The 21,789-nt window shown below is 72.1% G+C and carries 11 protein-coding genes and 2 pseudogenes; 8 read left to right on the top strand and 5 right to left on the bottom strand.

The window, feature by feature from the left end; all coding sequences use genetic code 11:
• Nucleotides 1-844, top strand: a pseudogene (locus tag ABD317_RS16660) (BTAD domain-containing putative transcriptional regulator); the annotation flags it as partial.
• A gap of 19 nt (nucleotides 845-863) precedes the next feature.
• On the opposite strand, the gene ddaH reads toward ABD317_RS16660, so the two are convergent.
• Together ddaH and ABD317_RS16650 are read right to left on the bottom strand one after the other, a co-directional pair.
• Complete coding sequence (gene ddaH / locus ABD317_RS16655) at nucleotides 864-1,640, bottom strand: dimethylargininase (protein WP_344290757.1); 777 nt, start codon at nucleotides 1,638-1,640, stop codon at nucleotides 864-866.
• 21 nt (nucleotides 1,641-1,661) lie between these two features.
• Complete coding sequence (locus ABD317_RS16650) at nucleotides 1,662-2,684, bottom strand: hypothetical protein (protein ID WP_344290756.1); 1,023 nt, start codon at nucleotides 2,682-2,684, stop codon at nucleotides 1,662-1,664.
• A gap of 179 nt (nucleotides 2,685-2,863) precedes the next feature.
• On the opposite strand from ABD317_RS16650, the gene ABD317_RS16645 reads away from it, so the two are divergent.
• The 4 genes from ABD317_RS16645 (at nucleotide 2,864) to ABD317_RS16630 (ending at nucleotide 11,487) form a co-directional block, all read left to right on the top strand.
• On the top strand, nucleotides 2,864-5,176 hold the full coding sequence (locus tag ABD317_RS16645) for a heavy metal translocating P-type ATPase (protein WP_344290754.1): 2,313 nt from the start codon (nucleotides 2,864-2,866) through the stop codon (nucleotides 5,174-5,176).
• 155 nt (nucleotides 5,177-5,331) lie between these two features.
• The gene (locus tag ABD317_RS16640; RefSeq protein WP_344290760.1) at nucleotides 5,332-6,885 is read left to right on the top strand and encodes an AMP-binding protein; all 1,554 of its coding nucleotides are present in this window, start codon (nucleotides 5,332-5,334) and stop codon (nucleotides 6,883-6,885) included.
• 172 nt (nucleotides 6,886-7,057) lie between these two features.
• A complete protein-coding gene (locus tag ABD317_RS16635) occupies nucleotides 7,058-10,483 on the top strand; it encodes a DNA polymerase III subunit alpha (RefSeq protein ID WP_425582377.1) in 3,426 nt (1,141 codons plus the stop codon).
• Nucleotides 10,480-11,487, top strand: coding sequence for a DNA polymerase Y family protein (locus tag ABD317_RS16630; RefSeq protein WP_344290753.1), 1,008 nt, complete (start codon nucleotides 10,480-10,482; stop codon nucleotides 11,485-11,487). Before ABD317_RS16635 ends, ABD317_RS16630 begins: the two co-directional genes overlap by 4 nt.
• 77 nt (nucleotides 11,488-11,564) lie before the next feature.
• Here ABD317_RS16630 and ABD317_RS16625 read toward each other — a convergent pair whose 3' ends face one another.
• The 3 genes and pseudogenes from ABD317_RS16625 to ABD317_RS16615 form a co-directional block, all read right to left on the bottom strand.
• Nucleotides 11,565-12,686: a BNR-4 repeat-containing protein gene (locus ABD317_RS16625; protein WP_344290752.1), complete on the bottom strand. Its 1,122-nt coding sequence runs from the start codon at nucleotides 12,684-12,686 to the stop codon at nucleotides 11,565-11,567.
• 262 nt (nucleotides 12,687-12,948) lie between these two features.
• A pseudogene (locus tag ABD317_RS16620) lies at nucleotides 12,949-16,081 on the bottom strand (glycoside hydrolase family 2 TIM barrel-domain containing protein).
• A 204-nt stretch (nucleotides 16,082-16,285) separates the two neighbouring features.
• Nucleotides 16,286-18,223: a glycosyl hydrolase 53 family protein gene (locus ABD317_RS16615; RefSeq protein ID WP_344290751.1), complete on the bottom strand. Its 1,938-nt coding sequence runs from the start codon at nucleotides 18,221-18,223 to the stop codon at nucleotides 16,286-16,288.
• 485 nt (nucleotides 18,224-18,708) lie between these two features.
• Between ABD317_RS16615 and ABD317_RS16610 the strand changes: the two genes are divergently transcribed.
• The 3 genes from ABD317_RS16610 to ABD317_RS16600 all read left to right on the top strand — a co-directional run.
• Nucleotides 18,709-19,995, top strand: a complete 1,287-nt coding sequence (locus ABD317_RS16610; RefSeq protein WP_344290750.1) for an ABC transporter substrate-binding protein — start codon at nucleotides 18,709-18,711, stop codon at nucleotides 19,993-19,995.
• A 1-nt stretch (nucleotide 19,996) separates the two neighbouring features.
• Nucleotides 19,997-21,022 carry a carbohydrate ABC transporter permease gene (locus ABD317_RS16605; RefSeq protein WP_344290749.1) on the top strand — a complete coding sequence of 342 codons (1,026 nt, stop codon included), beginning with the start codon at nucleotides 19,997-19,999 and terminating at the stop codon, nucleotides 21,020-21,022.
• A partial coding sequence (locus ABD317_RS16600; RefSeq protein ID WP_425582376.1) for a carbohydrate ABC transporter permease occupies nucleotides 21,012-21,789 on the top strand: 778 nt, incomplete at its 3' end. The genes ABD317_RS16605 and ABD317_RS16600, both read left to right, overlap by 11 nt.

Genomic DNA, 21,789 nt, shown 5'->3' with positions numbered 1-21,789 from the left:
GGAGCCTGCGGATGCGCCCGCGCAGCAGGGGGTCGGCGTCCTCGGGGATGCGCAGGCCGCCGCCTGTCTGCGGCGCGGCATCGAGCAGGCCCGGGCGGGCGGCAACGCGCGGTCCGAGGCGTACGCGCGCTGCGCCCTCGGCAGCGTCCACCTGGAGTGCGGCGAACCCGGCGCCGCCCGACGCGAGTTCGAGCGCGCGCTGGCCCTGTCGCACCAGCACGGCTACCGGCACGGCGAGGCGTCCGCCGAGCGCAACCTCGGCCTCGCCGACCTCGCCGGCGGCCGCGTGCACGCGGCCGCGGCGCGGATGCTGCGCAGCTGCGAGCTGGCGGCGGAGATCGGCGACCGGGTGGGCGAGGTGCACGCGCTGCAGTGGCTCGGGCATCTGACGGACGTGATCGGGGAGCCGGCGCGGGCGGAGCGGATGCTCGACGAGAGCCTGGCCGCGTACCGGCGGTTCGGCGAGCGGTTCGGCGAGGCGCTGACGCTGCGCGCCCAGGCCGACCTGCAGCTGCACGCCCGCCGGCCGGCGGCCGCCCAGACGACGGCGCGGCAGGCGCTGTCCGTCTGGCGCCACCTCGACACCCCGTACTGGACGTCGCGCACGCTCGACGTGCTCGCCGCCGCGCACGCGGCCGCGGGCGGCCCGGGGGGCGAGGTGGCCGCCGCCCGGGTACGTCGTCAGGCCTCGGCTCTACGCGCGTCAGTCGGCCTGCCCCCGAGCCTCCGCGCGCCGGTCGCGGCCGGCCGCCGGCTCGGCGGGCACCTCACGCCGGCCCCGGCCCTGCCGCCCGCCGTCCACGCCCCCCGGGGGTCGCTGCGGGTGGCGGCGGAGAGCCGCTGACGCCGCGGGCGCGGCACCGTCAGGCGTACAGGCCGCGCATCCGCACCGACAGGCACGTCACCGAGCCTTCGAGCTTCTCGAACTCGCTGATGTCCACCGGCACCGGCGTGTAGCCCAGGTCCTCGTACAGGGCGGCCGTCCGCGGTGCGCTCGCCGCCATCAGCAGCGCGCCGCCGCCGAGCAGGACGACGTGCGCCCCGGCGGCCTCCGGCACCGCGAGGCGGCCGGGGAAGAGCGACGGTTCGTCGAGCAGCCCCGGGTGGGTGGCGAAGGTGCCGTCGGGCAGGGCGGTGATGCCGGACTTCAGGTGCAGCACCCGGGTGACCGGGACGGCGACGACGCGGGCGCCGAGCGGCTCGAAGCAGGCGCGGAGCTGCCGGACGCCCTCGGCGTTGGTGCGCCCGCCGCGGCCCACGTAGATCGTGTCGCCGACCTTGAGCACGTCGCCGCCGTCGAGCGTGCCGGGCTCGCGGACGCGGTTCACGGAGCAGCGCATCAGGCTCACGGCGTCCTCGACGCCCCGGGTCTCCGGCTTGCGGGAGTCGGCGCCGGGGCGGGTGACGAGGGCGACGTTCCTGTACATCACCACCGTGTCCTCGACGAAGACGGCGTCCGGGCAGTCGTCGGCGGGCTCGACCTCGGCGGTCTCCCAGCCGTGCAGTTCGAGGGCGGCGACGTAGGACCGCCACTGGGCGAGGGCCCGGTCGGCATCGACGGGTGTGCGTGCGATGTGCGTGACCAGGCCCTCGGCGAGACGCGGTCCGGGGCGGCGGACGAGTGCTTTCCTGCTGCGCATGCAGCAGGTCTACCACGGCCGTCAGTGGCCGTGCCCGCCGGTGCCCGCCCCGTCCGGCCCGCTCTCCGAGCCGCCCGCGCCGTCCCCGCCGCCCGCGGTGACGGTGAAGGCGGCGGTGTGCACCCGGCCGTCGTGCTTGAAGTCGAGGAACAGGCGGTACGAACCGGTGCTGGGCGCGGTGGCGGAGAACGCCACCCCGGGACCGGGCTCCGTGCCGCCGTCGCCGGGCTCGCCCCGGGGATGGACGTGCAGGTACGCCAGGTCGCCGGCGCGGAGCGCGACGAGGTGCCCGTACGCGCCGAGATACGGCTGCAGGTCGGTCACCGGCTCGCCGTCCTTCGTCACCGTGAACTCCACGTCGCGGGCGGAGCCGGGGGCGAGGCCGCCGGCGAGCGTCACCTCGTACCCGTCGACGGTCGCGGTCCGCTCCGGCCCTGCCGGCGGCGCCGGGCGGTAGTCGCCGGCGACGGCGAGGTCGCCGCCGAGGGTCAGGCCGTTCCCGGGGCCGCCGGTGGGCACGAAGTCGGCGAAGACCCGGTAGTCACCGGCCTCGGGCAGCTCGACGGGCGTGCTCCAGGTGCCGCCGGCGGCCCGGACGGGGTGGAGGTGGCGGTAGGTGCCGAGGTCGCGGGAGGCGACGATCAGGTGCAGCTCCTTGCCGTGCTCCCGCTCGTACGAGGTCACGGGCTCGCCGTCGGCGCCGCGCACGGCGAAGCGCAGCTCGGCGGGGCTGCGGGCGTCGATCCGCGGGGTGGCCAGGTCGAGGGTGTAGCCGGACTCGGAGAGCTGCAGCCCGCCCGCGGCGGGGCCGGCGCCCTCGTCATGGCCGCCCCGGTGCCCCTCCCCCGCGGCCCTCTTCCTTCCCGCCTTCTCCCCCGTGCCCTCTCCGGCGCCCTGGTCCGCGTCACCCGCGGCGTGCCCGTGGGCGGGGGCGGCGGTCTCGTCGTCGTTCACGGGCCCCACGGCGCTGCCGACCCCGTAGGCCCCGGCGAACGCGACGGCCAGTGCACCCGCGAAGAGTCCGGCCCTGGCTGCGGTGTTCATCGCTCGCTCCTCTCGGTCGGCCCGTCGCTGCGACCGGCCTCGACACTCGTCACGATACCCCCTAGGGGTATACAGTCAAGCCAGCGGGCCGACGCTTGCATGTGATACGGGTCAGGGGTATACATGGCGTCGGAGGATCCCATACCCCCAGAGGGTATAGCGAGCCACAAGGAGCAGTGATGACCACCACCACGCCGGGCAGAACAGCCGAGGTCGAACTCGCGATCGGCGGTATGACCTGCGCTTCTTGTGCCGCACGGATCGAGAGGAAGCTCAACCGCATGGAGGGCGTCGCGGCCACCGTCAACTACGCCACCGAGAAGGCCAAGGTCACGTACGAGGACGGCGTGGGCGTCGACGACCTCATCGCCACCGTCGAACGTACCGGCTACACCGCCGCACCGCCCGCCCCCGCCGCACCGGCCGCGGGCGACGGGGCGGACGGCGACGCCGGCGACGCCGGCGACCAGGGGCCGCCCGGCGAACTGCGGACGCTGCGGCAGCGGCTCTTCGGCTCCCTGGCGCTGTCGGTGCCGGTGGTGGCCATGGCGATGGTGCCCGCCCTGCAGTTCGAGTACTGGCAGTGGCTCTCGCTCACGCTGGCCGCGCCGGTGGTGGTCTGGGGCGCCTGGCCGTTCCACAGGGCCGCCTTGACCAACGCCCGGCACGGCGCCGCCACCATGGACACGCTGATCTCGGTCGGTACGTCGGCGGCGTTCCTCTGGTCGCTGTGGGCGCTGTTCTTCGGCACCGCGGGCGAGCCCGGAATGACCCACCCCTTCGAGCTGACCATCGCCCGCGGCGACGGCTCCGGCAACATCTACCTCGAAGCCGCCGCCGGCGTGACGACGTTCATCCTCGCCGGGCGCTACTTCGAGGCCAGGTCCAAGCGGAAGGCGGGCGCCGCGCTGCGCGCGCTGATGGAGCTGGGCGCCAAGGACGTGGCGGTGCTGCGGGACGGCCGCGAGGAGCGGGTGCCCGTGGACCGGCTGGCGGTCGGGGACCGCTTCGTGGTCCGGCCCGGGGAGAAGATCGCCACCGACGGCACCGTCGTCGAAGGCGCCTCCGCCGTGGACGCCGCCATGCTCACCGGGGAGTCCGTGCCGGTGGAGGTCGCCGTGGGCGACGCCGTCACCGGCGCCACCGTCAACGTCGGCGGCCGGCTGGTCGTGGCGGCCACCCGGGTCGGCGCGGACACGCAGCTGGCGCGGATGGCCCGGCTGGTCGAGGACGCCCAGAACGGCAAGGCCGCCGTGCAGCGGCTCGCCGACCGCATCTCCGGCGTCTTCGTCCCCGTCGTCATCGCCCTGTCCCTGGGGACGCTGGGCTTCTGGCTCGGTACGGGCGACGGGATCGCCGCCGCGTTCACCGCCGCGGTCGCCGTGCTGATCATCGCCTGCCCCTGCGCCCTCGGCCTGGCCACCCCGACCGCCCTCATGGTCGGCACCGGCCGCGGCGCCCAGCTCGGCATCCTCATCAAGGGCCCCGAGGTCCTGGAGTCGACGCGCCGGGTCGACACCGTCGTCCTGGACAAGACCGGCACGGTCACCACCGGCACCATGACCCTGCACGCCCTGCACGCCCTGCACACCGCGGACGCGACGGACGGCGCGGAGGGCGCGGAGGGCGCGGACGAGGAGACGGTGCTGCGGCTGGCGGGTGCGCTGGAGCACGCCTCGGAGCACCCCGTCGCCCGGGCGGTGGCCGCGGCCGCGACCGAACGCCTCGGTACGCTGCCGGTGCCCGAGGACTTCGCCAACGTGCCCGGGCTCGGCGTCCAGGGCGTCGTCGACGGCCACGCGGTCCTCGTCGGCCGGCAGCAGCTCCTCGCCGAGTGGGCGATCGAACTGCCCGCCGCACTCGCCGCGGCCAAGGACCGGTCGGAGAAGGCCGGGCGCACCGCGATCGCGGTCGCCTGGGACGGCGAGGCCCGCGCCCTGCTGGAGGTCGCCGACGCGGTCAAGCCCAGCAGCGCGCAGGCCATCGCCCGGCTGCGGGACCTGGGGCTGACGCCGATCCTGCTCACCGGCGACAACACGGCCGTCGCGAAGACCGTGGCCGCCGAGGTCGGCATCGACGAGGTCGTCGCCGAGGTCCTCCCCGAGGACAAGGTCGACGCCGTCAAGCGGCTGCAGGCCGAGGGCCGTACCGTCGCCATGGTCGGGGACGGCGTCAACGACGCCGCCGCCCTCGCCCAGGCCGACCTCGGCCTGGCCATCGGCACCGGTACGGACGCCGCCATCGAGGCCGCCGACCTGACCCTGGTCAACGGCGACCTCCGGGCCGCCCCGGACGCCATCCGGCTCGCCCGCTCCACCCTGTCCACGATCAGGACCAACCTCGCCTGGGCCTTCGGCTACAACACCGCCGCCCTCCCGCTCGCCGCCGCGGGCCTGCTCAACCCGATGCTCGCCGGCGCCGCGATGGCCTTCTCGTCCGTCTCGGTGGTCGCCAACAGCCTCCGGCTGCGGCGCTTCCGGCCGCTGGGCTGAGGACCGGTCCCGGAGGGACCGACGCCGCGCCCGCCCCCACGGGCCGGCGCGGCGTTTCGGGGTGCGTGAGGCCGCGGGTCGCGACGACGGGTTACGGTGCGGGGGCGCGGGGTCGCCGGTGCTGGCCGAGGGGGAGGAGAGCGGGCGTCATGGAGATGCGGGAGACGGAAGCGGTGCGGGAGTCGCGGGACGCGCAAGCCGCGGGGGCGGCGTGGGAGTTGTTCCCCGCGTTGCACGCCGCGCCGGAGCGGGTCGCGCTGCGCTTCGGCGGCACCGTGCTGACGTACGGCGGGCTGGCCGCGGCGGCGGACGCCGTCGGCCGGCGGATCGCCGGCGCCCGGCGGGTGGCGGTCTGGGCGACGCCGGATCCGGCGACCGCGGTGGCGGTGACCGCGGCGCTGGTGGCGGGCGTGGCGGCGGTGCCGCTCAACCCGCGTACCGGGGTGCGGGAGCTGGCGCACATCGTGGCGGACAGCGAACCGGAGCTGGTGCTGGCGGCGCCGGGGGCGGAGCTGCCGCAGGCGCTGGCGGGGATCGAGCGGGTGGCCGTGGCGGTGGACGGGGCGGCGGACGTACGGGCCGAGCCGCCGGCGGCCGGCCCGCGCCCCGGGTCCGAGCGCACGGTCGCGACCGCCCGGCCGGACACCCCCGCACCCGGCACCGCCGCGCTCGTCGTCTACACCTCCGGTACGACCGGCCCGCCCAAGGGCGTCGTGCTGTCGCAGCGGGCGCTGGCCGCGACCCTCGACGACCTCGCGGAGGTCTGGGGCTGGACGGAGCGGGACACGGTGGTGCACGCGCTGCCGCTGTTCCACGTCCACGGGCTGGTCCTCGGCGTGCTGGGCCCGCTGCGCCGCGGCGGCGCCGTGCACCACGTGGGTCGCTTCGGGCCGGAGGCGGTGGCGGCGGCGCTGGACGCGGGCGGCACGATGCTGTTCGGGGTGCCGACGATGTACCACCGGCTGGCCGACGCCCTCGACGACGCCCCGTCCGGCACGGCGCTGGCCACCTCCCTCGGCCGCGCCCGGCTGCTGGTCTCCGGCTCCGCGGCGCTGCCGGTGGCGGACCACCGGCGGCTCACCGCGGCGACCGGCCGCCGGGTCGTGGAGCGCTACGGCATGACGGAGACGCTGATGAACACCAGCGTCCGCCCCGACGACCCGGACGCCGCCGGCAGCGTCGGCGTCCCCCTGCCCTCCGTCGCCGCCCGGCTCGTCGACGACGCGGGGGCCGAACTCACCGCGTACGACGGGGAGACGGTCGGCGAGATCGAGGTCCGCGGCCCCCACCTCTTCACCGGCTACCTCAACCGCCCCGAGGCGACGGCGGCGGCGTTCCGCGACGGCTGGTTCCGCACCGGCGACATGGCGGTGCGGGACGCCGCCGGCCGCTACCGCATCGTCGGCCGCCGCGCCACCGACCTCATCAAGTCCGGCGGCTACAAGATCGGCGCCGGGGAGATCGAGAACGCGCTCCTGGAGCACCCGGCCGTCGCCGAGGCCGCGGTCACCGGCGAGCCGGACCCGGACCTGGGCGAGCGCATCGTCGCCTGGGTGGTCCCGGACGGCACGCCGCCGGCCGCCGCGGAGCTGGCGTCGTACGTGGCCGACCACCTGGCCCCGCACAAGCGGCCCCGTACGGTCCACTTCCTCGACGCCCTCCCCCGCAACGACATGGGCAAGGTCCTCAAGCGCGCGCTGGGAGGCTGACCCCCGGACGGGCGGTGGCCACCGAATCGCATAAACGTTCGACTCTGGTTTATCGTGGCTCTCACGCTTCCCGAAGGACGGGCGAGCGACGGTGAACCTGGGGGTGCAGGTCGGTGGCGAGGTGGTACAGGTGCGGGGGTTTACGCATCTGCACGCCGTCTCCGGCTTCTCCATGCGCTACGGCGCCTCCCACCCCGGCCGGCTGGCCGAGTGCGCCGCCGAACGGGGGATGGACGCGGTTGCCCTGACCGACCGGGACACTCTGGGCGGCGCCGTCCGCTTCGCCAAGGCTGCCACCAGGGCGGGCGTACGGCCCGTCTTCGGTGTGGACCTGGCCGTGGCAGAGCAGCCCGGAACGACGGGGCGTACGGAGCGGCGACGCACCCCGGTGCGCGGCGGCGCGTTCGTGGACGAGTCGGCGCAGCGGGTGCTCTTCCTCGCCCGGGACGGGGCCCGCGGCTGGGCAGAGCTGTGCCGGCTGGTCACCGCCGCGCATGCCGCCGACCGGACACCGGGCGGGAAGCCGCTGCTGCCCTGGGACGTCCTCGGCGGCGACGGCGTCGTCGTGCTGCTCGGCCCCCGCTCCGACGTCGGCCGCGCGCTGGCGGCCGGGCGACCGGACCGCGCCGCTCGGCTGCTGGCACCGTGGCGGGAGCGGTTCGGTGACTCTCTGCGTCTGGAGCTCCTCAGCCACGGCCGTACCGGCACCGGTCCAGGCTCGCTGCGGCTGGCCGCGCGCACCCTCGGCTTCGCCGCCGACCAGGGAGTCAAGCCCGTGCTGACCAACGCGGTCCGGTACGCCGACCCCGGCCAGGGCCCGGTGGCAGACGTGCTGGACTCGGCGCGGCGGCTCGCGCCGACCGACCCGCGCGGCGAACGCGACACCGGGGAGCGCTGGCTCAAGCCTGCCGCCGAGATGGCCCTGATCGCCGAGAAGGCCGCCGAGGCCGCCGGTTACCGGCAGACCACCGCCCGCCGGCTGCTGGAGATCACCGAGCAGACCGCCGCCGCCTGCCGAGTGGACCCCGAGGACGACCTGGGCCTCGGGCACGTGCACTTCCCCGAGCCCGGGCTGGTCGGCGCACACCGGCGCACCGCCGAGCGAGTACTGCGTTCGAAGTGCGCCGCCGCGATGGTGCTGCGCCGCTACGACCGGGACCGCCGACGCTGGGAGCGGCTGGAAGCGGAGTTGGACCTGATCGAGCGCCGGGGCTACGCCTCGTACTTCCTCACCGTGGCCCAGGTCGTCGCCGACACCCGAGCGCTCGGCATCCGGGTCGCCGCACGGGGCTCCGGCGCCGGCTCGCTGGTCAACCACCTCCTGGGCATCGCCACCGCCGACCCCGTCGCGCACGGCCTGCTCATGGAGCGCTTCCTGTCCGACCAGCGCACCGAGTTGCCCGACATCGACATCGACGTGGAATCCGCCCGCCGGCTGGAGGTCTACCGCACCGTCCTGGACCGCTTCGGCCCGGAACGGGTGGCGACCGTCTCCATGCCCGAGACCTACCGCGTCCGCCACGCCGTACGGGACGTCGGCCTGGCGCTCGGGCTGGATCCCGACAGGGTCGACCGGCTTGCAAAATCGTTTCCTCACATCCGTTCCCGCGACGCCCGCGCCGCCCTGCAGGAGCTTCCCGAACTGCGCGGCATCGACCCCGAGGCGTACGGGCCGCAGATGTGGGATCTGGTGGAGGCCCTGGACGGACTGCCGCGCGGCATCGCCATGCACCCCTGCGGGGTGCTGCTCTCCGACGCCACGCTGCTGCGCCGTACCCCCGTCGTACCGACGAGCGGCGAGGGCTTCCCGATGTCGCAGTTCGACAAGGAGGACGTCGAGGACCTGGGTCTGCTCAAGCTCGACGTCCTCGGGGTGCGGATGCAGTCGGCCATGGCGCACGCCGTGGCCGAGATCGAACGGACCACCGGACACCGGATCGACTTGGAGGACGAGGCGCAGGTGCCGATGGACGACCCGAAGACATACCAGCTGATCAAGTCGTCCCAGACCCTGGGCTGCTTCCAGACCGAGTCGCCCGGCCAGCGCGACCTGATCGCCCGGCTGCAGCCGGAGACCTTCCACGATCTGGTCGTGGACATCTCACTGTTCAGGCCGGGCCCGGTCGCCGCGAACATGGTGGATCCGTTCGTCAAGGCCCGGCACGGACGGCAGGCGCCCCGCTACCCGCACGCGCGCCTGGAGCCGGCGCTGCGGGAGACCCACGGGGTGGTGGTCTTCCACGAGCAGATCATCAAGATCTTCCATGAGATGACCGGATGCGGCTACGCCTTCGGCGACTACGCCCGCCGCGCACTCTCCCGCAGTGACCAGGTGGGCAGGGTGAAGGACTGGTTCGAGGGGCGGGCACTGCGACGCGGCTACGAGCCGGAAGCGATCGAACACACCTGGGAGATCGTCGAGGCGTTCGGCGCATACGGGTTCTGCAAGGCGCACGCGGTGGCCTTCGCCGTACCCTCCTACCAGTCGGCGTGGCTCAAGGCGCACTACCCGGCGGCCTTTTACGCCGGCCTTTTCAGTCACGATCCGGGGATGTACCCGAAACGGCTGCTGCTCGCGGACGCGCGGCGGTGGGGGGTGCCGATCCTGTCACTGGATGTGAACGCGTCGGATTCCACCTACCGGGTCGAACTGGCGTCTGATGCAGGGAGCGGCCGCCCCGTGTACGGCATCCGGCTCGCCTTTTGCGACGTGCACGGGATGAGCGAGGGCGAGGCAGAGCGGATCGTCGCCGGGCGCCCGTACACCTCGCTGCAGGACTTCGTCCACCGCGCCCGCCCCTCCCGCCCCGTCGCTGAACGGCTCGCCCACGTCGGTGCGCTGGACCGCTTCGGCAAGAACCGGCGCGATCTGCTGCTGCATCTCACCGAGTTGCACCGCGGCCAGAGCAGGACCCCTCAGGGCCAGCTGACACTGGACGGGGGCACGGGCAACGGGGACGCCGTGGCGCCCACCCGGTTGCCCGACCTGAACGACGCCGAACGGCTCGGCGCCGAACTGGGCGTGCTGGGCATGGACGCCTCGCGGCATCTCATGGTCGATCACAAGGAACTGCTCCAGGAACTCGGAGCGGTCTCCGCCAAGCAGCTGAAGGATGCCGAGCACGGGCAGATCGTGCTGGTCGCCGGCGCCAAAGGCGCCACCCAGACCCCGCCGGTCCGCTCCGGCAAGCGGGTCATCTTCACCACGCTCGACGACACGACGGGGCTGGTGGACTGCGCCTTCTTCGAGGACAGCCACGACGCCTGCGCGCACACCGTCTTCCACTCCTGGCTGCTCCTCGTACGGGGCGTGGTGCAGCGGCGCGGCGGAGGCAACGGCAAAGCGCTGTCCGTCGTCGGCTCGGCCGCGTGGAACCTGGCGGAACTGGCAGAGCTGCGCCGCACCGGCGGGCTGCCCGCCGTGACGGAGCGGCTGACCGAGCTGGGACCCGCTCCGGGGCCCGCCGCGGACGGCGGTCGAAGCATCCAGCTGGAGACGGGGTACGAGCTGCATCCGTGGGCGGATCTGCAACCACCGGGCGAGCCCACGAAGAACAGCCGCAAGCTGTGGCACCAGAGCCCGGGGAGTGCAGGGTGAGTATTCTCTACATCCACTTCCACGGTGGCATCGGCGAGGAGCTGCACAGCCGTCTCCTTGCGCTACTCGCCGAGTACACACCTGTCGTGCAGGCCCTGCCCCCGGACGCCGCGCTGGCCGACGTCAGCGGCAGCCTGCGCTACTTCGGAGTCGACGCCGCCGCACTGGCCGAGCGCATGCGAGCACGGACCGGAGGCCTGTACGCGGTGCGCGCGACAGTCGGCATCGCCGCGAACCCGCTGCTGGCTCGCATGGTCGCCACCGACGGCCCGCCCTCGGCAGTACGCACCCTGCCCGACGACATCGACGCGGTCACCGCGTTCCTGGCGGGCAAACCCGCCGCAGCCCTGCACGGCGTCGGCCCGGCCACCGCCCGCATCCTCGCCTCGTACGGCCTGGACAGCGTCGACCGGATCGCCGCCGCCCCGCTCGGCACCCTCCAGCGCATCCTCGGCACCTCGGCCGGCCGCCGACTGCACGACGCCGCCCGCGGCATCGACCCGATCCCGGTGACACCGACAGCCCCGCCCCGCTCGCTGAGCGCCGAGCACCGCTTCGACCACGACGAACTGGACCCCGCCCGCCAGCGAGCCGCCCTGCTCCGGCTCACCGACGACCTCGGGCTGCGGCTACGCGGCGAGGCCCGGGTCGCCCGCGCCCTCACCCTCGCCCTCCGCTACGCCGACCGGACGACGACGACCCGCACGCGCAGGCTTCCCGAGCCAACGGCCCACACCCGGGTACTGACGACCGCCGCCTACGGTCTCCACGGCCGCCTCGGTCTGCAGCGCGCCCGAGTCCGCGCCGTCTTCCTGCGCGCCGAGGAGCTGACGACCGCTGAACTGGCCACCCGTCAGCTGTCCTTCGACCCCGCGGACGACAAGGCCCGCCGGATCGAGGCGGTCGCCGACCGAGCCCGTGCCCGGTTCGGCCACGGGATGGTGCAACCGGCCGCAGCGGCCGTGCATCGGCCGACCGGCTGCGGCAGAGAACCGCGAGGCTGACCGAACCGGCCGGCAGGACCGGCCCCGGTCGCACCCCCGCGGCGGCCGACGGCGGGCATCGGTGCCGCGAGCGCCGGCTACGACGTCGCCTGGATGTGCGTCTGATACTCGGTGTAGCTCGGATAGCGCCCTGCCATCCACAGGATGCCCAGCCGTTCCCCGGAGTCCAGGCCGCGTGGGGTGATGGGCCGGACCTGAGTGACCGTGGAGTCCGCGGTGACGGCCTCCCTCTCCCACGTCGTTCCGCCGCTCGTCGTCGTCCAGCGCTCGATCTCGTTGACGGACCCGATCCGGCGGGAGAGGAGGACTACGGACGGGTTGGTGTGATCGAGCGTGATGCCACCGGAGTAGTTGATCTCACCGGGCTTCTCGGCGATCGTGCCGCCGGCGGCGGTCAGCTCCCGGTCCTCCCAAGCGGTGCCGTTCCACCGTGCGTAGTGGTACCGGTGGTCTGTGTCCGTGGGGAACCGCGCGAAGGTGATGACGGGGCGGCCCCGGCCGTCGAGGGCGATGTCGTGAACCCATGACTTCCCGCCGCCCGCGTCGGCGTCGTAGACCTTCGTGGCCTGGGCGGGCGTCACCGCAGTGGACAGGGGCCCGATCCGGCTGCCGTCCGTCCGGTAGAGCGAGCCGGCCCGGTAGTACATGTGGTAGATGCTGGTGTTGAGGTTCCTCGGATGGGCTTCGGTGAAGGCGAAGTGGATGGTGTCGACATCGTTCGACGCCACCTTCACGTAGGGCCGCTGGCCGGGGACCGAGACGAGAGTGGCCGCGTCGGTCCACCGGTCGCCGCCGGTCGTGGTCGACCACGTCGGGTTGTAGTTCCCGCCCCGCCAGAACAGGTACAGCTTGTTGTTCTCCGCGGAGAGCTCCACCGGGTTCGGATAGGTGTAGCCGGTGCCGCCCTCGGTGTTGGTGGGGATCTCCTTGGTTCTCTCCCAGCCCCGGCCGACGTCCTCAAGCGCCACGGACCGCCGGTAGTACATGGAAGGGCCCTGGTGCCCGGACCAGAACACCACGACATGGCCCGTGTGGCGGATGAGGATCGACGGGGTGTTGTGGTCGTCGATCTCGAAGCCGGCGTCGAGCGTGGAGGTCACATACTCGCCGCTGTCGTGATCGTACTGCGTCACCCTGATGTCGCCGGACGAGGTGATGTACCCGACGAAGGTGCGCCGGTACCGGCCGCGGTGATGCACTGCCCGTGGGTCACCGAACCAGCACCACGCGCCGCTGGGGGCCAGGGTGTGGGTTGCGGGGAGAGCTGCCGCGGCAGCCCCGGCGCGGAGGCCGGCGGCCTGTGCCGCGGGAGTCGCTGCCGCCGCGGCGAACGCCCCTGCGGCCGAGGCGAGTCCGCCCAGTACGGCGCGACGTGTGGGGGGTTTGGGGGGTAAAGTCACCATCTGATCCTTTCGGTGTGGTCAACGCGCTGTGCCTGCCGACCTCACGATCATGCTCACTTCACACCTCGGGAACCTCCAGCCGGCTGATCCGCAGCGCCCCCTTCGGTTCGCCGGGGTGACGGCTGGTCATGCTGAGCCGGAGGCTCGTCGTCCGCAGCCGGTCGAAGACGATGAGGGTGGGCGCGTCCGACATGCGGGCCCACTCCACGGCGGCGTGGCGGACCGGGACGTAGCGGTGCCGGTCGGGGTCCCACGCGGCGACCTCCACCGTGGCCGGAAGACTGTGCCTGTCGTCCACCGTGAAGGAGGCCTCCGGCCGGTCCACGCCGCGCGGGCGGTCCCACCTCACCGACACCCGGTCGCTGCACCGGGCCCCGTCGAGCGCGGGCAGCAGGGCCGTGGGCTCTGTGCAGAACGCGTTGGACCAGCCCGTCTCCGGGTTGCCGTCCAGCATCATCGCGGGCAGCGTGTCGGGCTTGCCGGAGTAGCTCGCGTCGGCGACCGGGCGGTCCGGGGGCACGGGCTCCGGGCCCGGAGTGAAGCGGGCGGGCGGCGTGGTGGCCGGGTCCCGGGCCGGGTCGGTCCGCACCGCGGCAGTCCCCGTGCGCAGCCCCCCGGCCCGCGCCGTGACGGTGAGGCGGCCCGGACGGGTACCGGACCGGGCCACGGCCAGGGCCTTGCCGTGGAACGCCGTCCAGGTGCTGGCCTGGTACCGTTCCGCGCTCTCCTGCCGCCCGTTGTCGACGCCGGCCAGCGAGCCGCCGGCGACGTCGAACGCCAGGCGGTGCGCGGCGTCCGGCACCACGGTGCCGTGCGCGTCCACCACCTCCGCGGTCACGAAGCAGAGCGATCTGCCGTCGGCCGGCATCGCGTCCCGGTCCGGGGTCAGGCGCACCGCGTGGGCGGGGCCCGCGGTGCGCAGCACGTCGGTGGCGACGGTCCGGCCGCCGCGCCGGGCCACCGCCCGCAGCTCGCCGGGCGCGAACGGCACCCGCCAGGTGAGGTGCAGTTTGCCCGCGCTGCCGTTCGGGCTGGTGTAACTGCCCGGCCACGGCCCGCCGGTGACGGCCTTGTCGTCCCCCGTCGCCTCGGTGGTCTCCAGGTACGGGCGGCCGTCCACCGTCGTCTTGCGGTCGAACGTGCGCACGCCGACCGATCTCCCGTTCAGATACAGCTCGACCGTGTCGACGTTGGTGTACGCCCAGACCTCCACCGTCTCGCCCTCCTGGTGAGCGGTCCAGTCCATGGGAAGCAGGTGCACCATGGGCTCGCTGGTCCACTGGCTCTGGAACACGTAGTACAGGTCCTTGGGGGAAGCCCGCGGTGTCGACGGCGCCGAAGAACGCGGTCTTGACGGGGAAGACGTCGTACGGCATCGGCTCGCCGATGTAGTCGATGCCGGACCACAGGAACTGGCCGGCGAAGAACCGCCGGTCCCGGTCCTTCTTCAGCCCGTACTCGCCGCTTATCGCCCATGGCGCGAGGCTGTTGTCGTACGAGGAGACGGCGCGGCGGCCGGGGGCGTGGTTCTCGCCCGTGTTGAGGTGTTCGGGCTCCTGGTAGGTGCCGCGTGTGGACGTGGACGAGGCGGACTCCGACTCGAAGAGGAACAGCTTCGGGTAGCGGGCGTGCAGGGCGTCCACCGAGGCCGCGGTGTTGTAGTTGAGGCCGAGTCCGTCGAGCTTGGCGAGCATCAGGTCGGCCGGGGACCCCTCCTCCGGCAGACTGCGGTATTTGTCGGAGCCGATGACGATCGGGCGGGTGTCGTCGAACTGCCGGATGCCCTCGATGAGACGGTCGGCCATGGCCAGGCCGGCCGTACTGGTGGAGTCGGGAATCTCGTTGCCGATGGACCACATGATCACGGCGGGCGAGTTGCGGGCGGCGCGGACCATCTCGGCGATGTCGGCGGCGCTGTGCTTGTCGAAGAAGCGGCCGTAGTCGTACCGGTTCTTGCCACGCCGCCAGCAGTCGAACGCCTCCACCACCATCATGATGCCCAGCCGCTCACAGGCGGCGATCATCTCGGGGGCGGGCGGGTTGTGGGAGGTGCGCAGGGCGTTGACGCCCATGTCCCGCATGAGTCGGAGCTGCCGTTCCACCGCGTCGGGGCTGACGGCGGCGCCGAGCGCGCCGAGGTCGTGGTGCAGGTCGACTCCCTGGAGCTTGGTGTACTCGCCGTTCAGGAACACACCGTCGTCGGGGTCGACGGCCACGTGCCGGGTGCCGAACGTGGTGTGGTGCACGTCGGTGGTCCGGCCGTCGGCGGTGCGCAGTTCGGTGCGCAGGGCGTAGAGGTGCGGCTCGGTGGTGGACCACAGGCGTGGCCCGTCGACGGCGAGGTCGTGCACGACCGTCTCGGTGCCGCCGGCGGGAGCGCGGACGGTGACGGAGGCGTCGGCCACGGAGTTGCCGTCCGGGTCGAGCACGGTGGTGCGGACGATCACGCCGGTGTGGCGGGTGTGCGTGCCCGCGTTCGCCACCTCGACGCGGGCACGCACCGTGGCGCTCGCCGCGCGCCCGCCGCGCAGGGCGCCGGCCAGGCCGGGGGTGGTGACCCGGGTGCCCCAGCGGGACACGTGCACCGGGTCGGTGATGACGAGCCGCGCGTTCCGGTAGATGCCGCTGCCGGGGTACCAGCGGCTGCTGGGCAGCCGGTTCCGCGCCTGGACGGCGAGGACGTTCCGCGTGCTGCCGTCGGTGTGCAGCAGGTGGGTGAGGTCGAACGCGAATCCGGCGTACCCGTAGGGGTGGCGGCCGACGAGCACGCCGTTGCAGTACACGGCCGCATCCATGTGGACACCGTCGAACTCGGCCGAGATCCGGCTCCCGGCGAGCGCGGCCGGCACCGTGAAGGCGTACCGGTACCAGCCGAGGCCGCCGGGCAGGTACCCGGTGCCGCCGCCGGTGTCGTACTCGGTGGTGGGGGTGAATTCGATGCTCCAGTCGTGCGGCACGGCAACCCGCCGCCAGCCGCTGTCGTCGTGGTCCGGCTCGGCGGCCCCCGCGTACGGGCCCGTGCTGTCGTCGGTGCCACCGTCCGGGCTGACGAGGGCGAACCGCCAGCCGTCGCGCAGGGGAACGACCTCCCGGCCCCCGGCGGCACCGGCCCGGGCGGTGCCGACGACCGCGGCGGCGCCGCCTCGGTACGGACGCCGCGGTGCGGTCGGACTGCGGAAACGCTGCGCCATGGATCGCCTCCCGGGTGGTTTGCACAAGCACTGGTTGGGGTCGCCGGTGTAGGTCCACTGGGAGATGCGGGCGCCGTCGACGGTGGAGGTCCCGTCGATGTCGGCGGCCTTGCCGCTGTGCCGGGCCACCAGCGTGGAGTCATCCGGCCCGGGCCGCCGGACCGGATGACTCCTTGGGTGGGGGGGGACAGGCGGACTGCTCCGTTACGGGGTGGTCGAGTCGCGTTCGCAGCGTCCGCGAACGACGTCGATGACCGCCGTGACCGGACCTTTGCCGGTCGTCCCCGTGACCGTCACCTCACCCGGCTTGTCGGTCGCGCCGGGCGGCAGCGGCTGCCAGCGGACAGGGACACGGGTGGTCGTGTTGTCGGCGGTGGTGAGCATCCGGATGGAGGAGGGCAGTTTCGGGGCGGCGCCCACCGAAGTGGTGGTGTAGACGGTGTCCTGGAGGATGTGCTTGGCGCGGCTGGCGTTGAAGACATCGATGGAGGCGTGCGGCTCCCAGGTGTTCTCCAGTTCGGGCACCTCCCGGAACATGGTCTGGAAGCCGGCCGGCTCCCACACCAGCACATCGGAACCCCGGTTGTCGATCAGGTCGTTTGCGGCCTGGAACACCCGCTGGACAGCGTCCGCCTGCCCCTGGATGGTGCGCGGGTACGGGGAGCCGGGTACCGGCGAGCCGTCGCCACCGGAGGCGGGGTAGGCGGTTTCGGCGATGTCGATCTCGTAGCCGGGATGGGTGGTGGCGATGGTGTGCAGGTTGTGATCCAGCATCTCTGGCGTACCGTGCCACTCCGGGTAGTACGAGATGGCCAGCACGTCGGGGTTCTGCCCCTTCGCCTGCACCCGGGTGAGGAACTGGTCCCAGAACTCCATGGTCTTGGCGAGTCCGTCGTTGTCCTTGTCGACGATCACGTGGATCTCAAGCTTGGACTTCGGTGACGCGTCGCGGACGGCCTTCATCCCGGCCGCGGCCAGGGTGGTGAACCGGTCCCACGACTCGTCGTAGAGCTTCTGCTCCGCCGGGTCGGTCGACTTCCAGTACTTCCACAGCAGGCCGCCGCCGGGCTTGGACTGGTAGATATCGGCCTGGTCGACGAAATACGGCGGAGCCGTCGTGCCGATCTCGGCCGCCTCGCTGCCGTAGAGGAAGCCGTTGATGATCTCGTTACCGACGGCGACCTTCTTCGGCGTGGTGCCCTGCTGGATCAACCGGTCCAGATAGTCGGCGGTGAAGTCGTACACGGCCTCGGTCAGCTCCGGGAACTCCAGCTCGGCCCAGTCGCGTGGCTTCGGTTGCTTGCTCGGGTCCGCCCATGAGTCGGCGTAGTGGAAGTCGATGCCGAGGCTCATGTCCCGCTGCTTGATCCACTTCGCCGACTCCAGTGAGCGCTCCGGACCCTGGCGCGGTATCGGCGTCAACTCACCGGTTCCCTCGCTGCGCGGTTCGTTGAATATCCGCAGCCGGGTGTGCTGCATGCCGCGGTCCTTGACCACGTCGAGCAGGTGGGGCCCGGCGCCGCGGTCTTCGGCCAGGGGGTCGACCCAGTACTGCCGGTCCTGGTGGTCGTCCACCCAGGACAGGTCGGCGCCGAGGACGAGGTCGTCGCGCAGGTAGTTGAAGACCTGAAGCTCGCTGACACCGGCCCGGGCACGGTCCGGCCCACCCGTGAACGTCAGCCGGACGAAGCGCGTGTCCGGCCGGGTGAACAGGTGTACTTCCCCTCGCGACACGGCTCGGTTGCGGGACCTGTCGGCGATGGTCTTCCACGTGCGGCCGTCGGATGAAGCGTCGACGACGTACCGGTGGGCCACGTCGCGGTCCGGGAACAGCACCTTGACCTTGCGCAGGTTGTCGTAGCTGCCACCGAGGTCGACGGTGAGCCGCTGCCGGGCGCCGGGACGATCGGGGCGCCAGGACGTCGCCGGGTCGCGGTCGACGGCCAGCCCGGCGGTCGCCGAGCCGCTGCTGGCCTTCGCCGAGGCCCAGGGCTTGGCGGCGATGTTGCTTTCGATGGGCTTGATGTCCGCGGTTCCGTAGATCGCATGGGCCGGCGCGGGCACCATGAGCAACGTCGCAGACGCCACGGTGACCAACGTCGTCGTGCCCGCGATGACGCGGGCCGGACGCTTGCTGCTCATGTTCTTCTCCTGACGAGGTGACGACGTGTGGCAGGAAGGGTCCAGCACGCTCTGCCGGCCGAAGAGACCGGCAGAGCACGGGATATCAGGCAGTCGCAGGAGCGACATCAGGTCGTGACGAGGGAGAGCCGGTCGACGGTGAGGCCGCCGGAACCCGACGCCCGCGAGGTGCAGTCGACGTGGCGGGGCTGGATGCACGAACCCGGTCGTGACAGCCTCGTCGGCCCCGGCGCCGTCGAGATGCATCGCCCGCGGTCGGCGACGGGAACTCGGGCATCGGCGGCCTCCGTGTCGGAGATGTTAAAACGGTTACTACGCCGACGACATGGGTGTGTCAACCCACCGGGTCGATTTCGTTGTCTGCACCGGTATTGATCGTGCTATGACTCGCCCTTAGGCTCGACCTCCCCCGCTGCAAGCGCTTTAACCTACGGCCCCGAACGATCAAGGGGTGGGCACTCGATCGGAAGGCTGGTGCACGCGTCATGGCAGTGTCACGAAGGAGGCTGCTGGCGCTCGGCGCCGGGGCCGCCGCCGGCGGACTGGGGCTCGCGGGCTGCGGCTCGCAGCGCTCGCTCGGCAGGTCGGACGAGATCACGATGTGGGCCTGGGACCGGTCCGTGAGCGACGAGTTGGTCGCCCGGGCCGAGACCGAGGGCATACCCGGGGCCGAGGGCTTCCGGGTCAGCCGGACCAACGTCGGCGGCAACTACAACACCAAGGTGCGCACCACGCTCGCCGGCAAGTCCATGGTGCCGGACATCATCGGCATCAACGCTGACGTGGCCACCTACTTCACCAACCAGGACATGTTCATCGACCTGAACGACTTCGGCGCGGCCGAGCTGAAGAGCATGTACCTGGACTGGAAGTGGAACCAGTGCATCACGCCCGAGGGCCGGATGATCGCGTTCCCCATGGACACCGGCCCCACCGGGCTGTACTACCGTACCGACCTGCTCAAGGAGGCCGGGATCACCACCGACCCGGAGGAGCTGGCCGCCCGGGCCCCGGACTGGGACGGCTTCATCGCCCTGGGCAAGGAACTGCAGAAGTCCCAGGAGCGGGCGGTGATCTGCCCCAACCTCAGGAAGATCTGGGACGTCCGGATGGGTCAGCTCGGCGGCGACAGGTATATGACCGAGGACGGCCAGTACATCGGGGATCGCGACGAGATCCGCGAGATCTTCGAACTGGGCTACCGGGTGTCCCGGGAGGGCCTGTCGGCCGGTGCCCTGGACGGCTCCAGCGATGTGGAGGGCGTGGTCGCCAGCGGCCGCCAGCCAGTCTCCATCGGCGCGACGTGGTGGGGCCTCGCCTACCCGGAGGCGGTCGCACCGGACACCGAGGGCAAGTGGCGGGTCACCACCCCGCCCGGCGGCGCCGGCAATGAGGGCGGCTCCTTCCTGGCGATCACGAAGTACTCGAAGAACCCCGAGGCGGCCTTCACCTTCATCTCCTGGCTGCAGTCGCCGGAGAACCAGGTCACGGCGTTCACGGAGATGTCGCTGTTCCCGTCCTCGCCGCTCTCCTTCGAGATGCCGGAGATGCGCGAGCCGCGGCCCTTCTACGGCGGGCAGCGCACCATCGAGGTGTTCGCCCCGTCCGCGCGAGAGGTCAAGACCGCCTACCGGAGCCCGTACGACCGCGTGATCGACCCCATCATGTTCGACGAGATGGCCAACGTGGACGCCGGCAAGAGCGTCGAGGCGGCCTGGAAGGACGCCCAGGACGACATCGAACGCGAGCTGACCCGCGAGGGGGTGTTCTGACATGAGCCTCACCGAGACCCTGCGCGGGCGCGCGGGCAAGCTGCGCGGGAACGGCGTCAAGCCGCCGCCGGACGGATCCAAGCCCCTGCCCGGCTGGCGCCGCTACTGGCCGATGTACGCGGCGGTGTCCCCGTTCTTCCTCCTCTTCGCCGTCTTCGGCGTCTTCCCGGTCGCCTTCTCCATCTACCTGTCCTTCATGTCCTGGGACGGCATCGGGGACATGCAGTCGATCGGCTGGGAGAACTACGAGTACCTGGTGACCGACCCCGACTTCTGGAAGTCGATCACCAACACCCTGATCATCTGGATCCTTGCCACCGTCCCGATGGTCTTCCTGGCGCTGGTCATCGCCTACGCGCTGCACACCACCGTGCGGTTCAAGGCGTTCTACCGGGTGGCCTACTTCATCCCGAACGTCACCTCGATCGTGGCGATGACCATCGTCCTCGGCTCGGTCTTCAGCGACAGCTCCGGGCTGCTCAACAGCATGCTGCGGGCGATCAGCGCGGGCGAGGTCGGCTGGCTGTCCGACCCGTGGGCGATGAAGGTCTCCGTCGCGTTGATCACCATCTGGCGATGGCTCGGCTACAACACCATCATCTGCCTGGCCGGCCTGCAGGCCATCTCCAGCGACGTGTACGAGGCGGCCAAGGTCGACGGCGCCAACGCCCGCCAGACGTTCTTCCGGATCACCATCCCGATGCTCCGCCCGGTGATCCTCTTCGTCGTCATCACCTCCACCATCGGCGGGCTGCAGCTGTTCACCGAACCGCACGTGATGTTCCCGGACGACACTGGGAACGTCGGCGGGCCCGGTGGCGAGGCCACCACCATCGTGCTCTACCTGTACCAGCAGGCGTTCATCTTCAACCGGTTCGGCTACGGCGCGGCCATCGGCTGGGCGCTGTTCATCCTGATCGCGGTGTTCTCGATCATCAACTGGCGGCTGGTCGCCGGCCGCGGCGAGGACGCGATGGGCACCCCCAAGACGAAGGCGAAGGGGAAGGGGAAGTCCCGTGCGCGCTGAAACCGCCGCCCGAGTACGGACGGTCCTGGGCCACGTCATGCTGATGGTCGGCGTCCTGGTCACGATCTTCCCGTTCTACTGGATGTTCGTGATGGCCTCGAACACGACCGGGGACATCTTCGCCTACCCGCCCAAGCTGCTCCCCGGCTCCCACCTGTGGGAGAACATGAACAAGGTGTTCGACGAGATCGACTTCTGGGGGTCGATGGGCATCACCATCGTGGCGGCCACCGCGGTCACCTTCCTGGTGCTGTTCTTCGACTCGCTGGCCGCCTTCGCCTTCGCCAAGTACGACTTCCCCGGGCGGCGGGTGCTGTTCTGGATCGTGCTGGCCACCTTCATGATCCCGATGCAGCTGGCGCTGGTGCCGCAGTTCGTCACCCTGGCCTGGCTCGGCTGGGTCGGCTCGCTCAAGGCGCTGATCATCCCCGCTGCGGCCAACGCGTTCGGGATCTTCTGGATGCGGCAGTACGCGCAGGGGGCGATCGCCGACGAGCTGATCCACGCGTCGAGGGTGGACGGAGCCGGGTTTTTCCGGCAGTGGTGGACGGTGGGGCTGCCGGTGCTGCGCCCGGGTCTGGCGTTCCTGGGGATCTTCACCTTCTTCCACATCTGGAACGACTACCTCTGGCCGCTGATCGTGATGACCGATCAGGGCAAGGTGACACTGCAGGTGGCCGTGCAGCAGTTGAACGGTGCCTACACCACCGACCAGTCGATGGTGATCGCCGGGGCGTTCATGTCGGTGATCCCGCTGATCGGGGTCT

The organism is Streptomyces synnematoformans, assembly GCF_039531005.1.
GTDB lineage: Bacteria > Actinomycetota > Actinomycetes > Streptomycetales > Streptomycetaceae > Streptomyces > Streptomyces synnematoformans.
Note: the sequence above shows the minus strand (reverse complement) of the source record. Positions and strands in the feature narration are given on the sequence as shown.

Coding starts and splice junctions, on each gene's coding strand:
- ABD317_RS16610 (WP_344290750.1), top strand. CDS start 18,709: ATGGCAGTGTCACGAAGGAGGCTGCTGGCGCTCGGCGCCGGGGCCGCC.
- ABD317_RS16650 (WP_344290756.1), bottom strand. CDS start 2,684: ATGAACACCGCAGCCAGGGCCGGACTCTTCGCGGGTGCACTGGCCGTC.
- ABD317_RS16635 (WP_425582377.1), top strand. CDS start 7,058: ATGCGCTACGGCGCCTCCCACCCCGGCCGGCTGGCCGAGTGCGCCGCC.
- ABD317_RS16640 (WP_344290760.1), top strand. CDS start 5,332: ATGCGGGAGACGGAAGCGGTGCGGGAGTCGCGGGACGCGCAAGCCGCG.
- ABD317_RS16645 (WP_344290754.1), top strand. CDS start 2,864: ATGACCACCACCACGCCGGGCAGAACAGCCGAGGTCGAACTCGCGATC.
- ddaH (WP_344290757.1), bottom strand. CDS start 1,640: ATGCGCAGCAGGAAAGCACTCGTCCGCCGCCCCGGACCGCGTCTCGCC.
- ABD317_RS16615 (WP_344290751.1), bottom strand. CDS start 18,223: ATGAGCAGCAAGCGTCCGGCCCGCGTCATCGCGGGCACGACGACGTTG.
- ABD317_RS16605 (WP_344290749.1), top strand. CDS start 19,997: ATGAGCCTCACCGAGACCCTGCGCGGGCGCGCGGGCAAGCTGCGCGGG.